Origin of the sequence: Paraburkholderia piptadeniae, assembly GCF_900007165.1 — a bacterium.
GTDB lineage: Bacteria > Pseudomonadota > Gammaproteobacteria > Burkholderiales > Burkholderiaceae > Paraburkholderia > Paraburkholderia piptadeniae.
Genome location: NZ_CYGY02000109.1, coordinates 21295 through 28131, shown reverse-complemented (window position 1 = coordinate 28131; position 6837 = coordinate 21295). Strand labels below are relative to the sequence as shown.

Here is a 6837-nt window from a genome sequence, read left to right as displayed (position 1 = left end):
CAGAAAAATCGTCTCAGTTCGGCCACAACCTGCTGTTCAGCGCTCCGGGAACCCGGCTGTTGGAACAGCTGCATTGCACCGGAACCTGACGGACGAGCGCACAATTGGGATCCGCCAGGAGCAGCCGTTCGGCAAATAACCTGATGGAGGACGTGTGCACCGTCTTGAACGGTTCTGAGAGGACCGTAGCCAAACTAGCTCTTCCTCATGCTAATGCGTTGGCGTACCTTCGGTCAGTGGAGTTGTTTCCCTTTCAAGTATCGCTGTTAAGGAAGGTGCGAGTTAGCACGGAGATGAGTCTGTACGTGCTTGCCTACAACATGAAGCGCGTTATTAAGCTCCTTGTTCGCAACGGCTAATTGAGGCGTTGCAGGGGTAACGCCGCCAGCTGACGGCGCTGCGGTTCCTATGGTGCCAAATTATTCAGTCGCTCCTCCGTTCCCGAGAAGGGGGCCTTGAAAGCGACGAACGTCGCCATGGTCGGAGCCCCTTGGTGTTTTGACACGGTCTTATATGGACACCGCCCGGCTTGCCATCCCGTGCTGACGCGCGAATGTCTGCTCTGGCCATAGCAGCGCCCCCCGCGCTGTGGCTTAAGACATCGTTGTATTGACGGTTCATGACGGATCTTAAGCGTTGAATGTGATTGAGAAGTCGCCTATAAAGCCAAAAATGACAAGCGAAACCAGCTTTACTTCTGGCTAACCCATCATGCTGAACCGCGCTGGCGTGGTGGACGCCCAGATTGCGCAGACATAAGCAAGACGCTGGAGTCAACAGTGACAGCCGGCTGCATCCGGATCGGGACTTTTCGCGTACAACCCAATGCAGACGGGAGAAGGTCGATGTCGGGTTGGCCATTGGTCACGGTGGTAGCCGCGCTTGTCTTGCTCTCAGGCGAGAGCGGGGCGAAGCCAAACGTACCCGAAAGCGATGGAGTGGTGCTCGAACACCTCCCGGAAAAAAACGATCCGACGCTCGCGCAACTGAAACGCATGCGCGCGACGCTGATGATGGACCCGCGCAATCTCAACCTGGCAATGTCCGTCGCGCGTCGCGCTCTCGAAGCAGGGCGGAGGCTGGGCGATCCTCGCTTCTTCGGCCAGGCGCAGGCGGCGCTGGCGCCGTGGTGGAGCGGAGAGGATGTGCCGCCTACCGCGTTATTGCTTCGCGCAACGCTCAAGCAAAGCCAGCATGATTTCGACGGCTCGCTTGCCGATCTGGATCGGTTGCTGGCCGCGCATCCAGCGCTCGCGCAGGCGCGACTGACGCGCGCCACAGTGCTGAGCGTGCGCGGACGCTACGCGGACGCGCGGCACGATTGCGAGCAACTGACGGGACTCGTTGCACCCATCGTCGTTATCGGGTGCGATGCGACATCGGCGAGCCTGACCGGCAACGCAGCCGGCGCATACCGGGCGCTCGTGCAGGTGCTTGCGCAAGGCGTCGGCAATCTGGACGTGCGCGAGTGGGCGTTGACGCTCGCCGCGGAAATTGCCGCTCGCCGCGGCGACTTCGATGCAGCCGAGCGACATTTCCGCGACGCACTTGCGCTCGACCCGCGTGACGCTTATCTGCAGGGGGCGTACGCCGATTTTCTGCTGGATCGGGGTCGTCCGCGAGAGTTGCTGCCACTCTTGCGTGACGCTACAAAAAATGACGCGCTGCTGCTTCGTTTAGTGCTGGCCGAACAACAGCTGCCGGAATTGCGCGAGTCATTCGCTGCGCACCGCGAGGATCTCTCAGCGCGCTTTGACGCTGCGCGTCGCCGCGGGGATAGCGTGCATCGCCGGGAGGAGGCGCGCTTTCGTCTCTCAGTTGAACATGACGCCAAAGCGGCACTTATTCTCGCGCGCGAAAACTGGTTGGTCCAGCGCGAGCCGCCGGACCTGCGGATTCTGATCGAAGCCGCGCGTGCGGCCGGTGATGCTGATGCCCTAAAGATTGCATCCGATTGGGTCGCAGCAACGCGTCTCGAAGATGCATCGATTGTCACGCTGCTGCAGGTGCGGCGATGAGACGCGTCGTCCTCGCCTTTGTGCTCGCGTTGCTGATAGCGCCCGCGTTTGCGCACAAGGCAAGCGATGCCTACCTCACACTGGAGCGCAGCGGGCAAGCGCTGCGCGGTCAGTGGGATATCGCGCTACGCGATCTCGACAACGCGCTTGGGCTCGATGAGAACGGCGACGGGGACATCACGTGGGGTGAAGTACGCTCGCGAAAGCGAGATATCGCGGCATATGCGCTTGCACACCTCAAGGTGTCCTCCGGCGGCAAGCTTTGTGCGCTCGAACCGACTGGGCAACTGATCGACTCGCACACCGATGGCACCTACGCGGTGCTGACGTTCACAGGACAATGTCCGCGGGCGAGCCCAACACTTTCTATCGATTACCGGCTGTTCGAAGGCCTTGATCCCCAGCATCGCGGACTTCTCAACTTCGTCGAGAACGGTGAGAGCCGGAGTGTCGTATTTAGCGCTGACGCGCCGCACCGCATCGTCGGCACCGATACCGGCGGGCCATTGACACAGTTCGCGATGTATCTGAACGAAGGTGTCTGGCACATCTGGACCGGATACGATCACATCCTCTTCCTGCTTTCGCTGCTGCTGCCTGCGGTGCTGATTCGTGAGGGGCATGCATGGCAGCCCGGCACATCATTTCGCCGGGCATTCATCGATGTCACCAAGGTTGTGACCGCATTTACGGTGGCGCACTCGATCACACTCACGCTCGCGGCGCTATCGATCGTCGTGCTGCCTTCGCGGCTCGTTGAATCGGGCATCGCCTTGTCGGTAGTGCTGGCGGCGCTGAATAACCTGTTTCCGCACGTGACGAACGGACGCTGGATGGCGGCGTTCGGCTTCGGACTGCTGCACGGATTGGGCTTTGCAGGCGCGTTGCACGACCTCGGCTTGCCGGCCGGTTCGCTTGCGTTGTCGCTCGCCGGATTCAATCTTGGCGTCGAAGCAGGACAACTCGCCATCGTATTCGTTTACCTGCCACTGGCGTTCTCGTTGCGAGCAACCTGGACATACCGGCGCGTGGTACTTACCGGCGGCTCAGCGGTGACCGCGACCGTCGCCATGATCTGGCTGCTCGAGCGTGCACTCAACGTCCCGATATTTAGCTCGTTTGCGGCCCCGTTATAACCTGAAGGAGAACACCATGAGATCTGTTGTCCGCATCATGGCGGCCGTCGCGCTTTGCGCCGCGGCGCTTTGGGGCAGTGGAACGCACCCTGCCAGTCACCGCGAGGCACCCCTAATTGCGAACGACCCGACCGCCGACAACACCGACTTTTACATGTTTCGGAGTTGGACGAACCCTAACAACGTCGTTTTCATTTTGAACGTGATTCCCATGCAGGACCCTGGCGCTGGGCCGAACTATTTCAATTTCGGCGATGACGTGATTTATCGCATCAACATCGACACCAATGGCAACGGCAAGGCCAACGACCTCGTCTACGAAATCCGCTTCAAGACCGAATTGCGCGGGGCCCTGGCGAGCCAACAGCTGCCGCTGTCATACGCCGCGTTGCCGCCGATCACTGCGCTCGACGGCCCGGGCTCGGACGGCCTGATCCTGCGCCAGAGCTACACCGTGACGCAAGTTCGTCACGGCCAACGCACCGACCTGGGTACCCAGAGGATGTTCGCGGTGCCGTCCAACGTGGGACCGCTAACGATGCCCAATTATGAGGCGCTCGCCGCACAGGGTATCTACGTGCTGGCGAACGGCGGCAAGGTCTTCGCCGGACAGCGCGGTGAGACGTTCTACATCGATTTGGGCGCCGTGTTCGACACGGTGAATCTGCGCCGCACGCCGCCTGTGTTGACACCGGCGGAGGATGCCAACGATCACGTGAATCCTTTTGGCAACGACACGTTCTCCGGCTTCAACATCAGCACCATTGCGATCGAAGTGCCAATCACCACGGTGACCAAACCCAATGGCGTAATCGGCGCGTACGTGTCCACAATGCGTCACGAAGGCCGCGGGATGGGCGTCGATGAGGACAACGCCGGACGTTGGGTGCAGGTGTCCCGCATGGGCAATCCACTCGTCAACGAATTGATCATTGGGACCGATTCGAAAGACAAATGGAATACGACCGATCCGGCCGACGAAGCGCAATTCCTGGGTTTCTATCTCAACTCCAGTCTGGCGACCGCACTCAACCTCCGGTTCGGCTTGACGATTCCGACGACCAACCGAACTGATTTGGTAAACGTGCTGCTCAAGTATCCCTCCCAACCGCAGACTGGGGCGTGCGGCGCACACGATTGCTCGGAACTCCTGCGGCTCAATCTGGGGGTTTCTCCGACACCGCCAGCGCAGCAGCGTCGCCTCGCCGTTCTTGCCGGGGACAGCGCCGGCTGGCCCAATGGGCGGCGCCCGAACGACGACGTGACCGACATCGCGCTGCGGGTCATTGCGGGCCGTCTGACAGGTGCGCCAACGGGCAACCTGTTGCTGGGTGATGGCGTGAACTTCAACATCGGTGCCGAAGGCAGCAACCTGACCGTGAACGGAATCTATACCGTATTCCCCTACCTGCCGACACCGCACGACGGGCGAAATCGCCGCCACATCGACTGCGGTGAAGCGGGTGCCAATCCCTGCTGAATGGTAATTGAGGTTCGCCGCGATTCGGCATAAGGTGTTCGCGGCGGTCGACAGTTGCACAAAACGTCACCAATGCTTAAGCAGAGAGACCTGGACAGGCGCTGTAATCTGGAAGATTGCGCACGGCGAGTTCGCGCTAGCCCACTATTGACCGAGGCCGGGGAAGTCCACGCCGGCCCTTCCAGGACATTGCATGAAAGGCCGGGCTTCGTCGGTGCACCCCGTCGGCGAAGCTGGCAACACGGTATTGCCTGACACGCTCGAGTAAGCAGGTAATCCGTCACCGTCTGTGTACCGAAGCCGAGGTCATTGGCTCACCAGGTCCTCAACGAAGCCTCGTGAGGCCGTTACCCGGCCTGGATGGCATATGCGATTCATGTCGCACGTACCCCGAGATACGTCGATAGACCGCATCGGCTCCGCGCGGCAGAAATCCTTTTGATGTGAAGCGGACACTCGACAATGCCTAACGATCCGCGGTGGCAAGTGCACGAAGAACGGCCGAGCAATTATCGAGCGCCGTCGCTGAATGAATGACCGCTGGATCTGGCGGATTCAACCGGTCGATGCAACACAATGAACGTCGCATGAGCGGCGGGAGTGTTGCAAATGAAACAGAGGCGCCGGATCTATTACAGCGAAAGCCAGAAGGCGTTGATGTGGGAACGCTGGCGTAAAGGCGAGTCGTTGCAGCACATCGCCGAGCTATTTAACCGCAATCATTCGTCGGTACAGGGAATTCTGGCGCAAACTGGTGGAATCCAGCCTGCACCACGCCGGCGATCCAGGCTGGCGCTCACGCTTACCGAGCGTGAGGAGATTTCGCGGGGCCTCGTCGCGGGCGATTCGATTCAGTCAATCGCCCGGCGACTGTCGCGATCACCGTCCACGATCTGTCGCGAGATCAAGCGTAACAGTGGGCAGGCCGGCTATCGGGCCAGCCACGCCGACCAGCTTGCATTGGATCGGTCGCTGCGCCCCAAGGTCTGCAAACTGGTCGAGCATCGGATGCTGGCTCAAATCGTGGCCAGCAAGCTCCGGTTGCAGTGGTCGCCTCAGCAGATTGCTGGATGGCTCAACCGCGCCTGGCCGGACAACGAGGACTACCACGTGTCGCACGAGACCATCTACCGCAGTCTTTTCATTCAGGCACGGGGTGCATTGAAGAAAGAGTTGCTGGAGCATTTATGGCGCACCCGGGCCATGCGTCGCTCGCGCCATCACACGCAGAAAACGGACGATCACGGCAGGATCCGCGACGCGGTATCAATCCGTGAACGACCCGCCACGGTGGAAGACCGTGCGGTGCCGGGGCACTGGGAGGGGGATCTCCTGTGTGGTAGCGGTGGCAGCCAGATTGCAACGCTTGTAGAGCGTCAGACACGCTATGTAATGCTGGTGAAGATCGCGAGCAAGGACAGCGAGTCGGTTGTCAATGCGCTCATCAAACACGCTGGCAAGCTGCCGCAGGAACTCTATAAATCGCTCACGTGGGATCGGGGGACAGAGATGGCGGACCATAAACGGTTCACCATCGCCACCGACATTGCCGTGTACTTCTGCGATCCGAAACACCCCTGGCAACGCTACTCACAGGCCAAACTCAACGCCGTGGCACGAAGGCTGAACGAGCGCCCGAGGAAGACGCTGGATTATGAAACACCGGCTGAACGATTCCATCGAACTATTGCATCGACCGGTTGAATCCGCCCTTGAAAGCTGCCGTCGACTCGCGCTAGACCCAACGGCTGTTGAGGGTCGCAAGTACGCATCCGCTCGCGGTTAGGCCTGACATTCACGGTTGCCGAGGTGCGAATGACAGATATGCGGCCTTCTATGAGCCACCTTTATGTCAAGAAATGAGCGAATGCCCAGGTCAAATTCCATTACGGCCAAAGCAGACATCGATATTGCAGTATGAACGGGACCCGGAGCGAAAAGAGGCTTCCGATGTATTTGATGATCGCGGCAGGACGGTGCCGTGGATGGCGCGAACGGTGCACAGCCTCTACGGCGCACACGGGCAGAAGATTCTTGACAGGGAGAACATCGCGACATCGCGATAGCGTACTGGCGCTACCTCCGAGTACTGGCAGAGTGCGGTGAACTTAACCAGCTGGAGCTCGGCAAGCGGGTTGGCATTGCATCCACCACCGCAGTCCTGGCGCTCGGTAAAAATAAACCGTAGGTAGCTGCTCCGGCG

The 6837-nt window shown here is 60.1% G+C and carries 4 protein-coding genes; all 4 read left to right on the top strand.

From position 1 onward, the window contains the following. Positions 1 to 845 precede the first annotated feature (845 nt). The 4 genes from BN2476_RS40240 to BN2476_RS40225 all read left to right on the top strand — a co-directional run bounded on the left by BN2476_RS40240 (position 846) and on the right by BN2476_RS40225 (position 6338). Complete coding sequence (locus tag BN2476_RS40240; RefSeq protein WP_087739723.1) at positions 846 to 2018, top strand: tetratricopeptide repeat protein; 1173 nt, start codon at positions 846 to 848, stop codon at positions 2016 to 2018. Beyond that, the gene (locus BN2476_RS40235) at positions 2015 to 3154 is read left to right on the top strand and encodes a HupE/UreJ family protein (protein WP_087739722.1); all 1140 of its coding nucleotides are present in this window, start codon (positions 2015 to 2017) and stop codon (positions 3152 to 3154) included. The genes BN2476_RS40240 and BN2476_RS40235 overlap by 4 nt, the downstream gene beginning before the upstream one ends. Positions 3155 to 3170: 16 nt before the next feature. Beyond that, a complete protein-coding gene (locus BN2476_RS40230; protein ID WP_087739721.1) occupies positions 3171 to 4634 on the top strand; it encodes a DUF4331 domain-containing protein in 1464 nt (487 codons plus the stop codon). A gap of 609 nt (positions 4635 to 5243) precedes the next feature. Further along, positions 5244 to 6338 carry an IS30 family transposase gene (locus BN2476_RS40225; protein ID WP_087739720.1) on the top strand — a complete coding sequence of 365 codons (1095 nt, stop codon included), beginning with the start codon at positions 5244 to 5246 and terminating at the stop codon, positions 6336 to 6338. Positions 6339 to 6837 lie beyond the last annotated feature (499 nt).

Excerpts from the sequence above, each read along its gene's own strand:
- BN2476_RS40240 (WP_087739723.1), top strand. The coding sequence starts at position 846 with ATGTCGGGTTGGCCATTGGTCACGGTGGTAGCCGCGCTTGTCTTGCTC.
- BN2476_RS40235 (WP_087739722.1), top strand. The coding sequence starts at position 2,015 with ATGAGACGCGTCGTCCTCGCCTTTGTGCTCGCGTTGCTGATAGCGCCC.
- BN2476_RS40230 (WP_087739721.1), top strand. The coding sequence starts at position 3,171 with ATGAGATCTGTTGTCCGCATCATGGCGGCCGTCGCGCTTTGCGCCGCG.
- BN2476_RS40225 (WP_087739720.1), top strand. The coding sequence starts at position 5,244 with ATGAAACAGAGGCGCCGGATCTATTACAGCGAAAGCCAGAAGGCGTTG.